The following is a 20,773-nucleotide window of genomic DNA, read 5'->3' as shown; positions in this document are numbered from 1 at the left end:
TTAAAGGACTGGAGACGCATCGCCACCCGATACGACAAACTCGCAGCCAATTTTGCTGCCGCCATCGCTATTGCTATCGCAATTACTTGGTGGACTGATTGAGTCTCGAACCTAGAGCGGGTTTTAAAACCGCTCACTTACCCATTAGTTACCCAAATGTTGTACATTTAAGCGCTGGATTGTCAGATACTGTAATGAACCTCGAAAGACAATGTCTATATAAAATCATTGTAAATCAATGCGCTTAAATCCACCCATAGGCAGATACATACAATGGTTCGAATCCTCTTGTGTGCGCCATATATCAATAAATTCAAAATATTACGATCGAATTGCGCAGGACAGAGCGTTTCGTCAGGTGCCGGGTTTAGTATAGGGCACGGTGGCGAACAGTTGCCGTTCCTGTGCGCGCGGGTCGTCCTCGATGCGCGACATCGTATCGAAGATCATCGTCGACCGGCGCGACAACTCGTAACGCGGCCATGACGGTAAGCCGGGCGTCTGCGGATTGCCGGTGCGAGCGAACTGAATAAGCATGGTGCTCATCTGGTCGGCGACGGTTTGCGCGGCGGCGATTTCTTCCGGAGTCGTGCCGCAGTTGGCCTCTGGCACGCGGACATTGTCGAAGATCAGGCCGATATCGTAGCCGTGATAAGCCCCCAGTCGTCCGCCGTGAACCGGCGAGCCGAAATCGAGCTGGTACATCCATGTCGGCGTGTTCTTGGCCCCGCGCGCCTCGGCCTGAATGAGGTGCGGTCGCCAGCTTCGTCCGGCGGTCGCCGCAGCACGCAGCACATCGGTCGGGGTCATCTGCGGATACCATTGCCGGTAGTGGGCAATGACGTATTCCGGCGACATATCGACCAGCATTTCCTTCGCCAACCGCTGCGGGAGGGTCTCCCACGTCGTGTCGTTGGCGATCATCAGGTCGCGCATGAAGGCCGCGGTTTCGTCGTGCGTATTGCCGATAATGAGCGGAACCTGCGCCGTCTCGTCCGGTGCGTCGGGATAAAACGGATGACGGAACAGGGTCTTGTAATCGAGCGTCGCGGCGAACAGTATCTTGTCGCGCACCACCAGCGGGTCCTGCGTCCCCAGCGCCGCGACCAGCTTATCGACCGGCAAAGTCTTGAGGTCGCCGACCTGCGCGGGCGTCAGGCCCAGTGTCTTCAGATAGGCTTCGGCGCGGATCGTCGCGTTGAGCGGCGCCGACGCCGTGACGTGCTGACCACTCATGGTCAGGCACTGACGGTAAAGGCCATCGGCGGCGCGCATGGCCATAAGGCCGACGATCTTGCCGCCACCGCCCGACTGCCCGAACAGGGTGACATTCGACGGGTCGCCGCCGAACTCGGCGATATTGTCGCGCACCCATTTCAGGGCCTGAATGATATCGAGATGACCGACATTGCCGGAATAATCGAAGTCGCTGTCGCCCGCCGCCGCACCCAGTCGTGCGAAATAACCGTAGCCGAAGACATTAAGACGATGATTGAGGCTGACCACCACGACATCGCCACGCAGGGCCAGATTAGTCCCGTCATTGAGCGGCGACGCCCCGTGGCCGGAGGCGTGGGCCCCACCGTGCAACCAGACCAGAACGGGCCGTTTACCGCCATCCTTCAGGCCGCGAGTCCACACATTGAGGAACAGGCAGTCTTCGCTGACCGGCATGTCGGTGCTGCGTTGCGGGCAGGCCGGACCAAAGTCGAACGCATTCCGGATGCCGGTCCACGGCTCGGGCAGACGCGGCGGGCGGAAACGGTTCGGGGCCGTATCGGCCCCGTAACGCACCCCTTTGAAGACGTGCACCCCGCGTTCGGTGCGCCCGCGCACCTTGCCGTAGGCGGTTACGGCGACAGGGGATGTACGTGTCGCCCCGGCGTCCGGAGCCGAAGCGGCAAGACCGAGAGCGACCGCGCCCCCGATGAACTGGCGGCGCGGCATTCTCACGGTCAGGCGGCCTTTTTCAGGGCCGAGGGCTGGACCTTGGCGATCAGGGCGGTCAGTTCGGCCAGTTCAGACTCCGACAAATCGCTGAGCGGCGTGCGGACCGGACCGGCAGGGCGGCCGATGGCGTTCATGCCTGCCTTGACGATCGACACCGCATAGCCCTTGCCCTTGTTGCGGAGCGCGATATACGGCATGACGAAATCGCGCAGACCGGCCAGAACCGCGGCCTGATCTTCGGCGCGCACGGCGGCGTAGAAGCTGAGCGCCCAGTCCGGCAGGAAGTTGAAGATGGCCGAAGAATAGGTCGTGACGCCCAGCTTGAGATAGGGTGCGGCGAAGGTTTCCGCCGTCGGCAGGCCGCCGATATAGGTCAGGCGGTCGCCCATGCGGGTATAGATGCGCGTCATCAGCTCGATATCGCCGACACCGTCCTTATAGCCGACAAGGTTCGGATTGCGGTCGCACAGACGGGCCAGAGCCTCGTCCTCGATGATGCCGTTGTCGCGGTTATAGACGATGACACCGAGCTTGGTGGCCTTACAGACCGCGTCGATATGGGCCTCGAAACCGTCCTGCTTGCCGCTGATCAGATAGGGCGGCAGGAGCAAAATCCCGTCAGCGCCGCTTTGCTCGGCGGATTGCGCCAGCTCGACCGCGATCTGCGTGCCGTAGCCGCAACCCGCAACCACCGGCACCTTACCCTTGGCTTCCTTGACGGCGGCGGCGACCACGTCGCGCACCTCGGTCAGGCTGAGCGAGAAGAACTCGCCCGTGCCACCGGCGGCGAACAGACCGGCCAGCGGCTTTTCCAGCATCCAGGCGCAATGTTCGCGATAGGGGCCTTCGTCGAACTGATTATTGGCATCGAAATGGGTCACCGGAAAGGACAAAAGCCCCGTTCCAATCGTTTGCGCCATTTCCTTCGGGCTTATGCCAGCCATTACGCACCTCCGCGTGAATTTTATGAGATATTGGGACGGCATGAGACGTCAGGCATTCACACTATCCATTCCTTCAACGCTATCGGCAAGCCCTCCCGTCGTCCAAGCCAAAGGCGGCATTGATCGATGCGTGGAACGCAATGAAGGCGGCATTCTGCCCCTCCCCAAGCGTAAAAAACTATGCGTAACTGTGCCTCATAAACAGGTCCGGGTCGAACGGCGTTATCGCCTCCGATACACGAGCCGCATGAATACAGAGAGCGAACCATGTCCCACAGCCTTACGGAAGCGGCCTCTGCCGCGCCTACCAAGCCGACCCACGCCCGTTACTGGCTGATCGCGTTCCTTTTCATCATCACGACGATCAATTACGCCGACCGCTCGACCTTTTCCATTGCGGGCTCAGCAGCGTCGGAAGCGCTGGGCCTCAGCCCGGTGCAGATGGGCTTTATTCTGTCGGCCTTCGGCTGGGCCTATGTGGCGGCACAGATCCCCGGCGGCGCCCTGCTCGACCGGTTCGGCGTTAAACGCGTCTATGTCGGGGCCATTGCCCTATGGTCGATCTTCACCGCCATGCAGGGTTTTGTCGGGTTCGTCGGCGGCCTGTCGATCGTCGGTTCGCTGTTCGTCCTGCGCTTTCTGGTAGGCCTCGCCGAAGCGCCCTCCTTCCCCGGCAACGCCCGCATCGTCGCCGCCTGGTTCCCGGCGGCCGAGCGCGGCACGGCCTCGGCCATCTTCAATTCGGCGCAGTATTTCGCGCTGGTCGCCTTTGCGCCCCTGATGTCGTGGCTGGTCCACGAACACGGCTGGCGCTCGGTCTTCTACGTCATGGGCGCCTTAGGCGTCGTCGCGGCCTTCGTCTTTGCGAAATTCATCCGCAGCCCGGAGACCCATCCGATGGTCAATGCGGCGGAGTTGGCCATCATGAAGGACGGCGGCGCGGTCAGCATGGAAGCCAAGGCCAAAGGCGATAAGACCGGTTTCAACCTCACGCGCCTGAAGTTCCTGCTCACCAATCGCATGCTGATCGGCATCTACATCGCGCAATACTGCATCAATGTTCTGACCTATTTCTTCGTGACCTGGTTCCCGATCTATCTGGTCAAGGAGCGCGGGCTGAACATCATGCAGGCGGGTTTCGCAGCCGCCGCCCCGGCGCTGTGCGGCTTTATCGGCGGGTTGGTCGGCGGCTTCCTGTCGGACTATCTGCTCAAAAAGTCGGGTAATGTCAGCCGTTCGCGCAAGATCCCGATCTTCGTCGGCATGACGCTGGCCCTGTCGATCATCGCCTGCGCCTATGTCGAAGCAGAATGGCTGGTGATCGTGTTGATGGCCGTCGCCTTCTTCGGCAAGGGCGTGGCGTCTCTGGGCTGGGCCGTCGTGTCGGATGTCGCGCCGCGCGAATATATCGGTCTGGCGGGTGGGGTGTTCAACATGTTCGGCAATACGGCAGGCATCGTCACCCCCATCGTCATCGGCTATATCGTGGCCGTGACCGGTTCCTTCGACGGCGCGCTCCTCTATGTCGGCATTCACTGCGTCATTACCATGCTGGCCTTCGGCCTGATTACCGGTAAGATCGAACGCCTGAAGATCGACTGAGACGATGATGAACCGCCGTACCCTGCTCAAAAGCGCCTGCGCCGTCGCGACCTTATCTCCCGTTTTGGGGGCCGCCCTCCCCGTCGTGGCCAAAGCCGCCGATGCGGTGATCGCCACCCCCATGGCCCCGCCGGAATGGGCGCTGCTGCAACGCGAGGCCCTGCGCGTCGAGAGCGAAGCCGTCGAGGTCTTCTATAACCGCTATTTCGACGACCGCGGCTATTTTCAGTGCTTCGAGCGCTGGGGAGCGAATGACGGCCCCGACGACGCGATAGAGAACTGCAACGAGTGGCCGCTGCTGCACGCGCTGGGCGGTTCGGATCGGGTGCGTGAGCTTTATACCAAGGCCTATGAGGGGCACCTCAAACAATATACCGAGGCGAAGACCGTCGAGACGCCGATTGCCCGCGAAGGCATGTATTACCGCGAATTTCCGGTGATGAACGACTGGCAGCACCTGTCCGAAGGGCTGTCGGTGTTCAACCTGATGGGGCTGTCCGCGCCGAACGATCCGGCCTTTCAGGCCCGCGCCCGGCGCTTCTCCGGCTTCTATACCGGCGAAGATAAAGAGGCAAAGAACTACGATCCTAAGCGCAAGATCATCCGCTCGATGATCAATGGCTCCAAGGGCCCGCAACTGCGCAAGGCCACGGCGCTCGACTGGGCGGGCGATCCCTTCGACCCGACCGGCTTTTTCATGGAGCACGGCGAGTCGACCTATCAGGAAACGCTCGACCACTATGTCGACTATACCGACGTCGTCGGCGACAGCCCGCTGAACCTGCAATCGACCAGCCTCGTCATGAACGCCTATATGATCTCGGGCGAGCGCAAATACCGTGACTGGATTACCACCTATCTCGACGCCTGGATCGACCGCGCCAAACGCAACGGCCATATCCTGCCCAGCTACGTCGATCTGAAAGGCCGCATCGGCGGGCCGAAAAAAGAATGGTGGGGCAATGTCTATGGCTGGGGCTTTTCGCCGATCGATCCGGTCAGCGGTAAGCGCGAGGACCGTAACCGCGTACCGCGCGCCATCGTCGCCTTTTTGAACGCCTATCTGCTGACGGGCGACGATAAGTATCTACAGGTGTGGCGCGATCAGAACGCCGCGATCAATGCGCAGGCGAAATCGATCGACGGCGTGTCCAGCGTGCCGACCATGTACGGCAAAGACGGCTGGTACAGCTATCGGCCCGGCCCCTACCGGACCAACGGGCTCGATATCTGGTACATGTCGATGCGGCCTGACGACTTCGCGCGCGCCGATACCAACCATCCATGGATCGACTATCTGACCGGCAAGAACCCGGCCTATCCTGTTACGGCGGTGCGCGGCGCGCTCGACAGCGTGCGCAGGAAGATGGGCGATCTGGCCAAAGACACGACAACCAAAGAGACCCGCCTTGCCGACGCGCTTTTGAAGTTCAATCCGGCGGAGGTAACGCCGCTGCTGCACCTGATGTGCGGGGCCATCCATATCGCGCGACCAACCTGGTCGAAGACCTCTGCGCCTCAGGGCGGCGCCCTGCTCTATGCCCGCCTGCGCTACTTCGATCCGGTGAAACGCCGGGCCGGCATTCCGGACGATGTCGGCGCCTTGGTCAGTGAACTGAGCGATCTGGCCACCACCGTCACTCTGGTCAATACGCATCCATTCCGTACACGGACCGTTACGGTTCAGGCGGGCGGCTATGGCGAGCATCAATTCACCGCCATGACGATCGATGGTAAAGTTCAGGCCCTCAATAGCAATCAGGTGACGCTCGATCTCGCGCCCGGTTGCGGCACGACGATCCGCTTTGCCCATAAACGCCACGCCAACGCGCCTACCCTGAGCCATCCTTGGGATCGAGTGTAATCAGACCGTCTTCGGCGCGACCTCGCTGCACAGGCTCCGAACCGGACCGAGCGCCGGGTTGGTGTTGGCGCGTCGCCAGACCATGTACAGTTCGACCGGCTTTTCCGGTGAGGTCGCGATATCGCGATAATGGACGTCGGAAAACTGCAGGCTCATGGCCGTGCGCGGCACAATGGCGATTCCCAGGCCCGCCCGGACCAGACCCAGCATGGAATGGATCTGTGTCACCTGCTGCACATAGTCGGGCCTGACCTCGGCCTCGGCGAACAGCGACATCAACATGTTGTGGAAATAGCTGGCCCCTTCGCGCGAATACATGATCAGGGGCGAGCCATCGAAATCGACCAGGGTCAGTTCCGGTGTCGTCAGACGCGGATCGCCCGTCGGCAGGGCCGCGACCAGCCCTTCGCAGACCACGCGCTCCGACTCGAATTCGTGCCGTTCGAGCGGCTGACGCAGGAAGCCGATATCGATCAGACCGGTCTGCAAGGCTTCAACCTGCTGGCTGGAGACCATTTCGCGCAGCTCCAACTCGATATTGGGCAGGCGCGCCCGCGCCTGCGCCACGATCTGCGGCAGGAAGCTGTAGCCCGACACGGCGGTGAAACCGATCCCGATGCGTCCGGCGTCGCCCTGCGCCACCTTGCGTGCGGCCAGGGTTGCGCTTTCGGCCAGCCAGATGATCCGCCGCGCTTCGGGCAGGAAGACCCGACCCGCCGGGGTCAGTTTCACGCTGCGGCTGGTGCGCTCGAAGAGTGGGACGCCAAGGATGCGCTCAAGCACCTGAATCTGCCGGCTGAGGGGCGGCTGGGTCATGTTCAGCCGCGCCGCCGCCCGGCCGAAGTGCAACTCGTCGGCGGCGGTGACGAAGCACCGTATCTGGCTGAGTTCGAACATGTTTCCCTGTACCCGTTTTATCGGATGTATTTGGAACGAAGCTAACATGAGACATCGTCTTTACAAAAGAAAAGAGCCACGGCTGCGGTAGGGCAGCCGTGGCTTCAAGCGCAGGCCAAAAAGTGCGAAGCGGTTTTTGGCCTGCGCGACCAGCAAAAAATGAGCCCGTCCCGCTCGGTTTGAGCGAGACGGGCTAAGTGCGAACCGAATATCGGGGGAATGGATATCCGGTCGTCTGGCGCAGGGACTACGCCGCACCTGTGCGCGTGAGTTGGGGGCCTCGCGCGCACCGGCGTAAGGAGGTTAGAAGCTATACCGCGCGCTGAGGAAGAACTGGCGACCCGTATGGCTGCGCACGTTCAGACGGTTGGTGGCGTCGACATACTGATCGTTGAACTCATCCGTCAGGTTGATGCCTTCAAGGCTGAGCTTCAGCTTCGGCGTCAGGTTATAGGAGGCCTGCATGTCGAAATTGGTCGTCTCATTTGTACCGGCGACCGTGTTGCCGTCGTTGGACGGCACGGCGGTCAGGTAGCCTTCGCGATAGGCGACGGAGCCCCGGATGCTGAACTTCTCGACTTCGTAATAGAGCGTGAAATTCGCCGCGTTCTTCGACAGACCGACCAAGGTTTCCGGAATGGTCGGTGCGCCCGGCGTCGTCGAGGTCAGGTAATTGATCGTCGAGTCGACATAGGTGTAGTTGGCCAGCACGCCGAAATTCGACCAGAAGCCCGGCAGGAAGGTCAGTTGCTGCTGCATATTGACTTCGAACCCCTTCAGGTCGCCGCCCGGCGAATTCACCGGCTGGCTAACCGCGAAGATATCGCTGGTCGTCGCGGTCGTCCCGTCGAGCAATGAATTCGGCAGGCCCAGCTGGTTGAAGGGGATGTCCTGACGCAGGGTCTGCACGAAGGTGTCGATCTTCTTGTAGAAGAAGCCAAAGGCGTAGAGCGAGTTCGGGGCCGGGTACCATTCCAGCGACAGGTCGAGGTTTTTCGACTTGGTCGGGTTAATGTCCGGATTGCCGCGCGAATAGGAGCGGTTGGCGCCCTGAATGCCGACATCGCCACCAGGGGTGAGGCTGGAGATCGACGGACGGGCGATGGTTTGCGCCGCGCTGACGCGGAAGACGACGTCGTCGGTCAGGTCGGCCGCGATGTTGAACGACGGCAGGGTCATGTCGTAGGTGCGCTCGGCCTCGACCAGCTTGATCGTCGAGCCCACCGCCGCGTAACCGCTGGAGCGCTGCTTGGTCTTGAAATAGCGCAGGCCCGCGTCGCCACGCCAGTTGAGGCCGAAGGCGGTGAATTTGTAGTCGGCCTGCAGATAGGCACCCGAATCGGCTTCATCGACCGTAATCCATTGCCCGCGCGCCGACGAATTGTTGATGTCGGTCAGGGCATAGATACCGCAGTTGCAATAGATATTGTACTTGGCGGCAAAGGCGTTGAGGTCGGGGGCCAGCCACGCCGTGGCATTGCCCGACGGCTGGTCCAGATTGCGTCCGAAGCCGCTATAGACGGTCGACACCGCGGCCAGATCGGCGGCCGACAGGGTATCGACCTTGGTTTCCGTCGTCCGGTAGTAGCCGCGAGAGTCGAACTCGAACTTGCGGTAGTCGAGCCCGCCTTTCAGGGTCAGGTTTTCGTTGACGTCGTATTCGAGATAGCCCTTGGCCGTGGTGAAGGCGTTGGTGACGAAGTTCGGACGGATGCGCACCTCGGAGGTGCCGTCGATCATCGACCAGCTGGCCGGGCTGGTGGCGTCGAAATTCAGGCTGATAGCCGGCAGGCGCGACCGGAAGTCGTAGCTGTAGCCCTGCGAATTGGCGCGATCGAAGGTGATGATGGTCGAGACCGGGTTGGAGAAGTCCGATGTGGACCGACCGGCGATAAGGCCGCCGCGCAGCTTTTCGGAAAAGGTGTGCGTCAGGGTCAGGGTGACTTGCGAGAATTCGGTTTCCATCTCGTCCCAGGCGGTCTGGGTGCGCAGATCGACATTGTCGAACACGCCCTGCACGATATTCTTGCCTTCGACCGTACCGCTGCGGATGATGGTCTGCGGTTTGCCCGTGCCGGCGCGGCTGAAGCCGATAGCCTGAAGCTGATGCTCGCCGCGCGTCGTCTTCACGTCGGAATAGAGGACGTCGAGGGTGAACAGGGTGGCTTCCGAAAGGCGCATCTGGAACGCGCCGGTCAGGCCCAGACGTTCGGAATTGATGTCGTAGCTGACATAGGACGGGATGCGCGGATGATACAGCGCGGTGGCCGTGTTGGTGTCGTTGATCTGGGCGATCGTATAGCCGCTGAGCGTCGAGGCCGTGTTGAAGCCGCTATTGGCGCCGCCATAGGTCCAGCGCGTGATATTGGCGCCTTCTTCGAGGATATGGCGCTTTTCATAGGCGACCGAGACCAGCGCCCCCAGACGCCCGTCGGCCCAGCGACGGCTGGCCATGGCGGTGAACCGCGGTGTGGTTTCGCGCGCCAGATCGTTGTAGCTGGCCTGCGCCGACATGACGAGCTGATCGCCCTTGTAATCGAAGGGCCGCGCCGTCTGCAGATCGACGGTCGCGCCCAGTGACCCTTCTTCGACCTCGGCGGAAGCCGTCTTGCGCACGCTTAAGGAGTTGAACAGTTCCGAGGCGAACATGTTGAAATCGAAGCCGCGCGTCCGGTTGGTGCCGCCGGAATTGACCGTGCCGCCTGTGGTGGCGATGGCTTCCATGCCGTTGACGCGGACGCGGGTGTATTCAGATCCCAGACCGCGCACAGAAATCTGACGACCTTCGCCATTGGCGCGGGTGATGGTGACACCCGGGATGCGTTGCAGGGATTCAGCAAGGTTCAGATCGGGGAAGTCGGCGATGTCCTCGGCTTTGATGGCATCGACGACGCCGGTTTCCATGCGCTTGGCGCGGATGGCGCTCTGAAGGCTGCTGCGGAACCCGGTGACGACTACCTCGACCGGTTCGTCATTCGCGGAGGCCGCGTCCTGCGCCATGGCGTGAGGTGCGCCCAACGCCAGCAAAGCGAGCATAGATGCGCCGTAGGTCAGGCTCTGACGAGCCGTCTTCCCTGATGTGATCATGGTGTTTTTCCTTGCCTGCCTGACGGAATATTCGATGCGTTTGAAGCATTCCCGTCATGTTGTTATGCAAGGATCATAGGCCGATTAAAAAAGGACGCGAATTCCATTCACGCATGAATCGATGCGCGAAGTGGAATGAACGCGTCCGGCGGATCGGCTGAAAAACGGGTTTGGAAGCCAGGTGGCGTCAGCGACTATTCCGCCACCTGAGGCACGGCCGGAGCGTCATATCGCGCGCTGACCGCCGGGTCGGGCAGAATCCCCAGACCGATCATTTCGCGTTCACCGGCCGAGCGCAGAGCCTGATGGATGATCTCTTTTTCCTCAGGAGTAAAGTAGGCCTCGCCCCGGCCGGATATGCCCTTGTTGAGGCGGACATCGGCCTTTTTGCGGCGCGTCCGTTCATGGACGGCAGCGATATCGGCGGGCGCATAGGTGTGGGTCGGATCGACATGGGTGAGGATGGCCCCGATCAGGTCCACCGGCTGGGCCACCAGATCGTCGTAACGCAGCCACAGGGGCGGCCTCAGGCCCCGGACGTGGCAATCGACGGAATAGCGCATCCATGCGCCGTAGAAACGGGCGTACCACGCCGGCAGAACGTGCACCAGCACGTGGCGCTGCTCGGCCTCGGTCAGGTCGTGCCAGGGCGCCCCCAGCGCGCTGAAGCTGTCCGCTTCGGTGGGCGGGGCGGCATCGCACATGTTCTTGGCACTGACCAAAGTGTCGAGGATGTCACGCGTCCCGATGACGACCGGGATATCGAACGCTTCGACCAGCGCCGTCGTATGACGCGACGGATTGAGGTGCAGGTGCATCACCGCCGCGCCCGGACGCGTCCCGGAGACGATATGCTGATTGAGGAGCGTGGGAAAATAGAGGTCGTGCGACAGGGTGACATTGGCATAGGCCCCGCGGCTGAGATAACTTTCATAGTGCTGCCCCAGAAGTTCGACCAGCGCCGTGCGCAGGAAGGTCCCCGCCACCTTTGGCGGAAAGGCCAGAAGGCATTGTCGGTTGCCGGTCCGGATATTGCGCACCACCTCGACCAGTTCGGACGACAGGGTGCCATCCGCCTTCGGCAGGGCCGTCATCAGATGGTAAAGCGTTTCAAAGGCCGACATCACGTTCCCCATTTCATTGCATAAGGCAATGTAAAATAAGAAAAAGTCGCGACTTTGATGACATTAATTCGCATATGAAATCATTTTCAGCATACACGACAGCCCTGACATATTAGCGCTTGAGGCTGATCAGTTCCTGCAGCATTTCATCGGCGGTGGTGATGATTTTCGATGACGCCGAATAGGCGCGTTGCACCGTGATCAGGTCGGTGAATTCGGTCGCCAGATCGACGGTGGAGGCTTCGAGCGCCGAGGCGGTCAGGCTCCCCGCCCCTTCGCTGCCGGGGGTTTTCAGCGTATAGCTGCCCGAGGCCGAGGTCGCCTTATAGGCATTGCCGGATACGGCCTTCAGGCCGTCGGCATTGACGAAGGTGGCCAGCGCCACCTGGGCTATGGTCCGCGTCGAGCCGTCCTCATAGACCGCCGTGACCGTGCCGTCCTCGCCGATCTGAACGTCCGTAACGTCGCTGAACACCGTACCGTTGGCCTCAACGCTGTTGACCGTGGACGCTGAGGCCATCTGGGTCAGACCGTCGCTGATATCGAGCGTGATCGCCTGCCCTTCGATCCCCAGATCGCTGTTCCAGTGCAGGCCGCCGGACTCGTCGCTGGAGGCTCCGATGCTGATCGTCGAACCTTCGCTGCCCAGAAAGGCGTTCAGGCTGTCGGTATTTATCGAGCCGTCCTCGTTGAAGCTAATGGTCCCGGTCTTGATAATGTTCCCGTCGGCACCGTAACCACCGCTGACGTCGTCGGACCATAGCTCGACGGTCCATTCGTTCGCCGTCTCGCTCTTGAGAAACGACAGGGTCAGGCTGTGTTCGCCGCCCTGAGAGTCCGAGACCGGGATCGTGATCTCGAAATCGGGCTCCACGCCCGTCCCCGCTTCGGCGTCGTAACTGGTCATCGAAAGGCCCGTCGAGATATCGTATTCGCCCGTATAGGCTTCGGTCGTCGAATTGAGATTGGCCGACAGGCTGACCTCGGTGGTGGCTTCCGGATCGTCGCCGGACGTCGGAATGCGAATGGCCGAAAGCTGCGAGGTCAGGCCGCCGGTCGTCACATTGCCCGAGCTGTCTGCCGTCCAGCCCTGAAGGTAATAGCCCGACGCATTGACCAGATAGCCGTCGGCATCGACCGAAAACGACCCGTCGCGGGTATAGAGGCTGGCGCTGCCCGCCGCCGAGGTATCGGACACCACAAAGAACCCGTTACCGTCGATGGCCATATCCAGCGCCGAGGTGGTGGTTTGCAGCGCCCCCGCCTGCGACACCGACATCGAGGTGCTGGCCGACACGCCGCTGCCGGTATAGGTCGTGCCCGCGCTCGACGTCACCGTGGCCGACAGGTTGGTCTCGATGCGCTTATACGCCGTCGTATTGACGTTGGCGATATTGTTGGAAATGCCCGACAGCGCCGTCGAGGTGGCGGCCAGACCGGACACGCCGGTCAGCATAACACTGCTTAGGGACATATAACCTCTCAATACGTCGGGTGAAATTTCAACGTATAAAATGACAGTAAATACAGTTAATCTAATGTAAATTTCACAATATAAATAGAACTTCCAATTTGAAACCATAACAACACTATGTTTCCATTTTGAAATAAACAATACAGCAGCCGCCACATATATTTAATTTCAAAATTTATACATTCAAACCTCTATTTGACCGCTTTTATGCAGCAAATCCCTGCAACAGCGCTTCATTTCTGGTGATGCAAAACGCACGGCGACCTCAGGGTTTGCGACCGGCCGGCGCTGTGTTCAGCATCGATTTTCCGGGGAAATGAAGGCGCGTGGCCTCCATCTATTCGTCCTATTCCGTCAACCAGATCGCCGCCCTGTCGACCGCGGCGGTCCGCGCCATGACGACCACGGACATCGCGGCCCTGTCGACGACCCAGATCGCCGCCTTCACGCTCGAACAGATCGCGTCCCTGACCACGACCGAGCTGACGGCCCTGTCGACCACGCAGATGCGGGCCCTGACGACCGAACAGATCGCGGCCTTTACCGCCGATCAGATGGTGTTCAGCGCCAAGCAATTGTCGGTGTTGATCGAGGCGCAGGTCGAGGCGTTCGGCGTCGAGGATATCGCCGCCCTGACCACCCAGCAGATTGCCGGCCTGACCCAGACCGATATCGGCGAGTTTTCCGCCACGCAGTTCGCCGCCCTGTCGCCGACCCAGCTGAGCGTCCTGACCACGACTCAGGTTAGGGGCATACAGACCGACCAGATCGGCGTCCTTAGTACGACGCAACTGGCGGCCCTGTCGTCGACACAGCTCGGCGCCCTGACCTCGGCGCAGATTCAAGGCCTGAGCGCCACGCTGATCGACGCCCTGTCGGTGACGCAGCTATCCGGCCTCACATCGACCCAGATCGGCTGGCTCGGCACGGCGGGGATCGCGGCCCTGTCCGGCGAAGATCTCGCCACCCTCAACACGACGCAGGTGCGCGGCCTGAGCGTTACCGAACTGCAATCCCTGTCGGCGAGTCAGGTCGCCGCCCTCACCGCCACTCAGATCGGTGGCCTGACGGCCACCCAGATCGCCAGCCTCAGCGCCGACACGCTCAACGCCCTCAGCACGACGCAGATCGGCGGCTACAGCGCCACCCAGATGGGGTATCTGAGTTCGACCCAGATCAGCAGCCTGAGTACGACCTTCATCAATGCGCTCAGCGTCACCCAGTCGTCGGGCCTGACCGTCACCGCCGTATCCGGCCTGAACACCGAACAATTGCAAAGCCTGAGTGCGGTGCGCGTCGCCGCCCTGACCTCGACCCAGATCAAGGGGCTGACCGATACCCAGATCAACACCCTGTCGGTGACGCAGATGGCGGCGCTCAACGACACCCAGATCAAGGCCCTGACCACCACCCAGATCAAGACGCTGAGCGCTACGGCCATATCGACCCTGAGCGCGGCACAATTTTCCAACCTGACCTCGACTCAGTTGAACGCTCTGGTCGAGCGGCAGGTCTATAGCCTGAGCGAAACCGAACTCGGCTGGCTGCGCACCGATCAGATCAGCGGCCTGAGCGCCACGGCGATCGCCGCGCTCAACACCACGCAATTTTCGACCCTGACCGCCAATCAGCTGGGGGCCCTGACGGTCACCCAGATTCGCGCCATCGGATCCGAAGACCTCGACATCCTCACCACGACGCAGTTGTCGGGCCTGACCTCGACCCAGGTCGCGGCCATGGCGACGACGCAGGTGGCGGCCCTCGGCACCAGCCTGATCGCCAGCCTGACCACCACGCAGGTCAAGGGCCTGACCGCCTCGGCGGTGGCCAGCCTCAGCGCCACACAATTGAGCGCCCTGTCGGCCACGCAACTGGGCGTCTTCAGTCTGGCACAGGTCGGCGGGATCAGTACCGATCTGGTCTCGACCCTGACCGGCACGCAATTATCAACCCTCAGCCTGACCCAGATTACCGCCCTGAGCGCCGGGGCGGTGTCGGGCCTGACCGCCACGCAGTTGAACAGCCTTAACACGACGCAACTTCGGGCCCTGACACCGACCCAGATCGGCTATCTCAGCGAAGACCAGATTGCGTCGCTGGACCTGTCGCAACTGGCGCTCCTGACCACGACCCAGATGCGCGGGCTGGTCGCTTCGGACATCGCCGCCCTGTCCAACACGCAGGTCGGCGTCCTCAGCGCCACGCAGTTGGCGGCCCTGACGGCCACAGCGATCAAGGGGCTCAGTGAAGCCCAGATCGTTGGCCTCACCGCGACGCAATTGCGCGGTTTGCCGCAAACCCTGATGGCGGCCCTGACCACCACTGAGGTGTCGCAACTGACCGCCAGTCAATTGTCGGCGCTGGGCTCGACCCAATGGAGCGCGCTCACCTCGGCGCAGGTCAGCGCGCTCAATGACGGGCAGGTGAAATCCCTCTCGACCACCCTGCTGCAATCGCTGAGCACGACGCAGATTCAGGGCCTGACCGCCAGCGACCTCGCCGAACTGAGCGCGACGCAGCTTCAATCGCTGACCGAGCGGCAGATCGCCGCCCTCACTGCGGCGCAGATCGCCAATCTGTCGATGGGCGAACTGTCGACCCTGACGGCCACGCAACTGGGGGCCTTCACCGCGACCCAGATTCGGGCGCTCACCGCCGATCAGGTGGCCGCTTTCTCGCCCACCGAATTGTCGCGGCTGTCGACAACGCAGTTCAACACGCTCACCGCGACCCAGATCAAGGCCCTGACCGCCGATCAGGTCGCCAGCCTGACCACGGCGCAGGTTGCCGCCTTTTCGACCACCGGCCTGAGCGGCCTGACCGACGTGCAGGTCGCGGCCCTCACCGCCACGCAACTGAATGCCCTGGGCACGCGCCAGATCGCCAGCCTGACCGGGACGGCGGTATCGAGCCTCAGCGCCGACCAGATGGGCAGCCTGACCACGACTCTGCTCAAGGCGCTGGCCGCCACCCAGATCGCCGCCCTGACCACCGATCAGGTGTCGGCCCTCTCCACGACCCAGACCAGCGTCCTGTCGACCACCCAGATCAAGGCGCTTAATGCGACCCAGACCGGCGCGCTGAACGAGTCCCAGCTTTTGGCGCTCACCACGTCTCAGGTGTCGGTCCTCAGCGCCGTACAACTGAGTGGACTGACTTCCGACAAGGTCGCCGCCCTGTCGGCCGCGCAGATCGCGGCCCTGTCGACCACGGCGGTCGCCGGTCTGAGCGCGTCCAATCTGGCGGGATTGTCGGCCACCCAGATCGCTGCGCTCGGCACCGTGCAGGTGCGCGCCCTGACGGCCACCGGCGTCGCTAATCTCAGCACTGAACAGGTCGCGGCGCTCAACACAACTCAGCTCAAAAGCCTCAGCGCCACTGCGGTACCCGGCCTGAGCGCCGCGCAACTGGAGGCTCTGACCGACGACGGTTTGCAGGCCCTGACCACGACGCAGGTCCGCGCCCTGACGACCAGCCAGATCGCGGGTTTGTCGGCGGCGGACCTCGCGACCCTGTCGACCACGCAGTTGAAAAGCCTGACCGCCGCCGAAATGGGGGCCGTTACCGAGACCCAGATCGCCGCCCTGAGCGCCACGCAGGTCGCATCGCTTTACACCACTCAGATCGCAGGACTGACCGCTTCCGCCGTTGCCGCGCTCACGGCGACCCAGATCGGTGCGTTGAGCGACACCCAGATGGCCGCCCTGTCGGTCGCCGGCATGGCGGGCCTGACCAATACGCAGATCGCCAGCCTGACCGCCAGCCAGATCGCCACGTTCAGCGTGACCCAGATCGCCGCCCTGACCACGACGCAGGTCTCCGGTCTCGCCGCCGACACACTGGGGGCGCTCTCGACGACGCAACTGAGCGCTCTCACCGCGACGCAGATGACCGCCCTGTCCTCGACGCAGGTGGCCGGGCTGACCACCACCCAGATCGTGGCCTTCTCGGCCACCGGCATCAGCGGCCTGAGCGACAATCAGGTGGCGGCTCTGTCGCTGACGCAGCTGGCGGTGATGAGTACAAAGCAAGTCGCCGCGCTTGCGACCAGCGGCATAGCCAGCCTGTCGGCGACTCAGATTCAGGGATTAAGCACGACGCAACTGCGCGCTCTGACCGCCACCCAGATAGCCAGTTTCAGCGAAAACCAGATCGCCGCCCTGACCCCGACGGAAATAGCCGCTCTGACGACGACGCAGATAGGTGCGCTGACCGCCACCGAAGCCTCGGCCCTGACGACGGCGCAACTGGGCGCCTTTTCCACGTCGCAACTGGCGGCATTGAGCGTGACCGCCTTCCGCGGCCTGAGCGCGGCGCAGATGGCGGCGCTCACCACGACCCAGATGAACGGGCTCGCCACCGTGCAGATCGCCGCCCTGACCGAAGACGAGGTGTCGGAGCTGACCGCCACTACCTTGTCGGGACTATCGACCACGCAGGTAAAGGCCCTGACCGCCACCGGCGTCGCCGCGCTCAATGAGACCCACATCGCCGCCTTTTCCGCCGCTCAGATCGAGGCCCTGACCGTCACCGCCCTGAGCGGCCTGACCGAGGCGCAGGCGGGCAGCCTCGGCGCCACGCAACTGGCGGCGCTGGGGACAACCCAACTGGCGGCCCTGACCACAACGGCACTGTCCGGCCTGTCGGCGGCCGACATGGCGGCCTTCAGCACGACTCAGATCAAGGGCCTGACCGCCACGCAGGTCGCCAGTCTCGCCACCACGCAGGTCAAGGCCCTGTCCACGGCTCAAGTCGCTGCCCTGACCACGACGCAGGTCAAGGGCCTGACCTCCGACAGCGTGGCCGCCCTGACGACGGCACAGGTCGCGGCCCTGACCACCACCCAGATTTCGGCCCTGACCGCGACAGGGCTTTCCGGCCTGACGACCACGCAGTTGACGGCCCTGCCCGCCACGGCGTTGGCCAGCCTCACCGCCACGCAGGTCTCGGCGCTGGCGACCACCCAGATCGCCGGGCTGGGCGTCACGGCGCTGAGCGGCCTGACCACCACCCAGATCGCCGGATTGACCGCTACCGGCGTGTCGGCGCTCGATGCCACCCAGATCGCGGCCCTGAGCACCGCGCAACTGGCCGCCCTCACCGCCACCGCCATCGCCGGCCTGACGACGACTCAGGTCGGCGACCTGACGGACGCGCAGGTGGCGGCCCTGACCTCGACCCAGATATCGGCCCTCTCCACCACCGGCATCCATGGCCTGAGCGCCAGCGACCTCGCCGGATTGACGACCACGCAGCTAAAGGGCCTGTCGGCGACACTGGTCGCCGCCCTGACGACCACCCAGATCGCAGGCCTGACCGCCACGGAAGTCACGGCGCTCACCACCACCCAGATACGCGGCCTCACCTCGACCCAGATCGAGAGCCTCAGTGGCACCCAGCTTCAGGCCCTGACCTCGACCCAGATCAACGCTCTGACGACCGAGGCCTTGCCGGGTCTGACGACGAGCCTGACCGCCAGCCTGACGGCGACGCAACTGCGGGGCCTCAGTTCGACCCAGATCGGGGGTTTGGGCGAAACCGCCGTGCGCGGCCTGACCGAGACCCAGCTTCAAACCCTGACGACTACCCAGCTCAAGGGCCTGACCGCTACCGAGATCGAGGCCCTGTCGGCAACACAACTGGCGGCCTTCAGCAGCACGCAACTGGCGGCATTATCGACCGCCGGGATTCAGGGCCTGAGTGACGATCAGCTGGGCGGCCTGACCCTGACGCAGTTGTCGGCCCTGACCTCGACGCAACTGGGGGCCTTTACCGCCACGCAGATCAACGCGCTCGACGCGACCCATCTGGCGGCCCTGACCTCGACGCAGTTGCGCGGCCTCAGCGCCACCCAGATCGCCGCGCTCAATCCGGACGAGGTTTCCGGCCTGAGCGCCACGGCCCTGTCGGCGCTCTATACGACGCAAATCAAGGGCCTGAGCTATACGGCGCTGGAATCGCTCACCGCCACACAATTATCGGCCCTGACCACCACGCAGTTCGCCGCCATCGACAGTCAGGCCATTTCCGGCCTCAGCGAAAGCCAGATCCAGACCCTGGCGACCACGCAACTGGCCGCCCTCACCGCCACGCAGATGGCCGCGCTCAGCACCGAGGACGTCGAGGATTTCAGCGCCAGCCAGATCGCCGCCCTGACCACCACGCAGCTAAATGGCCTGACGACCACGCAGGTCGGCGTCCTGACCGCCACGCAGGTGCAAGGCCTGACCGGGACACAGGTCGCGGCATTGGCCACCACGCAGGTCGCCGCCCTGACCGCGACCGGTCTGGCGGCCCTGAGCGCGACGCAGATCCAGACCCTGACCACGACTCAGGTGGCGGCCCTGTCGTCTACGGGCCTCAGCGGCCTGACCCCGACGCAGGTCGCCGCCCTGACCACCACCCAGACCAAGGCGCTTTCGGCCACGCAACTGAGCGGCCTGACCGCCGACGAGGTGCGTGGCCTGACGACGGCGCAGGTATCGGGCCTCAGTTCGACGCAACTGGCCGGACTGGTCGCCACGGAAACCGCCGCCCTGACGGCGACGCAGTTGGCGGTCCTTACCTCGACGCAGTTGTCGGGTCTTTCGACCACCGGCATGGGCGGTCTGACCGATACTCAGATCGCCGCCCTGTCGACCACGCAACTGCGCGGCCTCAGCTCGACCCAGATGTCGGGGCTGGCCGTCACCGCCCTGCCGGGCTTCACCACTGCCCAGATCAATGCCCTGACGACGACGCAGTTACGCGGCCTGACCTCGGCGCAGATCGGCGGGCTGACGACCAGCGAGCTCACCGCCCTGTCCACCACGCAGGTCGGCGCCCTGACGGCGACACAACTGGGCGGCCTGACCGCGACCGGTATGGGCGCGCTCACCACGTCGCAATTGTCGGTTCTGGCGGCCACCCAGATCGCCGGCCTCTCGACCTCGGCCATCACCGGCCTCAGTGCCACCCAGACGACGGCCCTGACCACCACCCAGATCGGCGGCCTGACGCAAACCCAGATGGGCGTATTGTCCGCTACCGCCATCGGCGCTTTGACCGACACCCAGATCGCGGCGTTGAGCATGGTGCAGTTCGGCTCGCTGTCGGCAACCGGCGTGGCGTCGCTGCTTGAGGCGCACATTGCCTCGATCACCACCACGCAACTGGCGTCCCTGTCCGACAGCGGCATTCACGGCATGACCGCCACAGAGGTGTCGGCCCTGACCACCACGCAGTTGTCGGCGCTCAGTTCCACCCAGATCGGGGCTCTGTCCACTCAGGCGATTTCCGGCCTGACCGAGGTTCACATCGCCGCCCTGACCCTGACCCAGATCGCGGGCCTGACCACCACCCAGATCGGAGCCTGGGCGACCGAGGACGTGGCAGCGTTGTCGACCACCTCGATCGCCGCCCTGACCACCACGCAGTTGTCGGCGCTGGTCCGGATGCAGCTTCGGGCCCTGTCCACGGCGCAGATCGCCGCGCTATCGACCACGCAGGTTTCGGCGCTCACCCCCACCCAGATCGGCAGCCTGACCATCACCGAGATCGCCGCCTTCACCACGACGCAGTTCACCGCCCTGACCGCCGAACAGGTTGCCGCCCTGACCGCCACCCAGCTCGACAATCTCAGCGCCGGGGAAATGGCGGTGCTGAGTGCCGTGCAACTCAGCCAGTTGACCACCACCAGCATGGGCCTGCTCGGCACCACCTTCCTCAGCGCGCTCAATACCTACCAGATCGAGGCCCTGACGCCGGAACAGATCAGCTACCTGACCACCACCCAGATCGCCAGCCTGTCGGCCGTTCAACTGGCCGCCCTGCGCGCCGCCCTAAGCTAAGG

At 63.1% G+C, this 20,773-nt stretch carries 9 protein-coding genes and 1 pseudogene; 4 read left to right on the top strand and 6 right to left on the bottom strand.

Annotation, left to right across the window (positions count from 1 at the left end):
• Nucleotides 1-102: pseudogene (locus PQU92_RS17775) on the top strand (IS5/IS1182 family transposase); the annotation flags it as partial.
• 252 nt (nt 103-354) lie between these two features.
• On the opposite strand, the gene PQU92_RS17770 reads toward PQU92_RS17775, so the two are convergent.
• Nucleotides 355-1,947: a carboxylesterase/lipase family protein gene (locus PQU92_RS17770; RefSeq protein ID WP_272749642.1), complete on the bottom strand. Its 1,593-nt coding sequence runs from the start codon at nt 1,945-1,947 to the stop codon at nt 355-357.
• Between the two features lie 8 nt (nt 1,948-1,955).
• Nucleotides 1,956-2,894, bottom strand: a complete 939-nt coding sequence (kdgD, locus tag PQU92_RS17765; RefSeq protein ID WP_272749641.1) for a 5-dehydro-4-deoxyglucarate dehydratase — start codon at nt 2,892-2,894, stop codon at nt 1,956-1,958.
• Nucleotides 2,895-3,161: 267 nt separating this feature from the next.
• On the opposite strand from kdgD, the gene PQU92_RS17760 reads away from it, so the two are divergent.
• Both PQU92_RS17760 and PQU92_RS17755 read left to right on the top strand, forming a co-directional pair.
• Nucleotides 3,162-4,496, top strand: coding sequence for an MFS transporter (locus tag PQU92_RS17760; protein ID WP_272749640.1), 1,335 nt, complete (start codon nt 3,162-3,164; stop codon nt 4,494-4,496).
• A gap of 7 nt (nt 4,497-4,503) precedes the next feature.
• Nucleotides 4,504-6,360, top strand: a complete 1,857-nt coding sequence (locus PQU92_RS17755; protein ID WP_272749639.1) for a DUF8034 domain-containing protein — start codon at nt 4,504-4,506, stop codon at nt 6,358-6,360.
• Here PQU92_RS17755 and PQU92_RS17750 read toward each other — a convergent pair whose 3' ends face one another.
• The 4 genes from PQU92_RS17750 to PQU92_RS17735 form a co-directional block, all read right to left on the bottom strand.
• A complete protein-coding gene (locus PQU92_RS17750) occupies nt 6,361-7,257 on the bottom strand; it encodes a LysR family transcriptional regulator (RefSeq protein ID WP_272749638.1) in 897 nt (298 codons plus the stop codon).
• Between the two features lie 303 nt (nt 7,258-7,560).
• Nucleotides 7,561-10,344, bottom strand: a complete 2,784-nt coding sequence (locus tag PQU92_RS17745) for a TonB-dependent receptor (protein WP_272749637.1) — start codon at nt 10,342-10,344, stop codon at nt 7,561-7,563.
• Nucleotides 10,345-10,538: 194 nt separating this feature from the next.
• Nucleotides 10,539-11,468: a hypothetical protein gene (locus PQU92_RS17740; RefSeq protein ID WP_272749636.1), complete on the bottom strand. Its 930-nt coding sequence runs from the start codon at nt 11,466-11,468 to the stop codon at nt 10,539-10,541.
• Between the two features lie 112 nt (nt 11,469-11,580).
• The gene (locus PQU92_RS17735) at nt 11,581-12,942 is read right to left on the bottom strand and encodes a flagellar hook protein FlgE (RefSeq protein WP_272749635.1); all 1,362 of its coding nucleotides are present in this window, start codon (nt 12,940-12,942) and stop codon (nt 11,581-11,583) included.
• A gap of 326 nt (nt 12,943-13,268) precedes the next feature.
• Between PQU92_RS17735 and PQU92_RS17730 the strand changes: the two genes are divergently transcribed.
• The gene (locus tag PQU92_RS17730; RefSeq protein ID WP_272749634.1) at nt 13,269-20,771 is read left to right on the top strand and encodes a beta strand repeat-containing protein; all 7,503 of its coding nucleotides are present in this window, start codon (nt 13,269-13,271) and stop codon (nt 20,769-20,771) included.
• Nucleotides 20,772-20,773: the final 2 nt, after the last annotated feature.

Source organism: Asticcacaulis aquaticus (assembly GCF_028550415.1).
GTDB lineage: Bacteria > Pseudomonadota > Alphaproteobacteria > Caulobacterales > Caulobacteraceae > Asticcacaulis > Asticcacaulis aquaticus.
The sequence above is the reverse complement of the archived record's forward strand: the minus strand, read 5'-3'. Positions and strand labels throughout refer to the sequence as shown.